Consider the following 464-nt stretch of genomic DNA (forward strand, 5'->3'; position numbering starts at 1 on the left):
CGACGCCGCCGCCTGCGTCAACCCGCTCAACGGCGAGGGCATCGACTACGGGCTCGAGACCGGGCGGCTCGTGGCCGAGCAGCTGGCCGACCGCGTCGACCTGGCCACCGCGTGGCCCGCGCTGCTGCGCCGCCACTACGGCGAGGCGTTCTCGATCGCCCGCCGCCTGTCGGGCCTGCTGACCATCCCCCGCGTCCTGCCCACGTTCGGGCCCCTGGGCATGCGCTCGACCGTGCTCATGACCGTCGCCCTGCGCGTCATGGGCAACCTGGTCACCGACGAGGACCGCGACCTCACCGCCCGCCTCTGGCGCGCGGCCGGACGCGCCTCGGTGCGGCTCGACGCCCGCCCGCCGTTCGCCTGACCTAGCCGCGCAGCGCCTCGAGCAGGCGGTCGGACGTCCTCGTCGTCGTTGTAGAGGTGGAAGCCCACGCGCACGCGCCCGGCCCGCACGGCCGCGCGGA

The 464-nt window shown here is 75.9% G+C and carries 1 pseudogene; it reads left to right on the forward strand.

Features of this window, described 5'->3' with window-relative positions:
* A pseudogene (locus AC2W7G_RS18540) lies at positions 1-364 on the forward strand (FAD-linked oxidoreductase); the annotation flags it as partial.
* Positions 365-464: the final 100 nt, after the last annotated feature.

It is taken from the genome of Aeromicrobium sp. PFPM2_SD2, assembly GCF_057364525.1.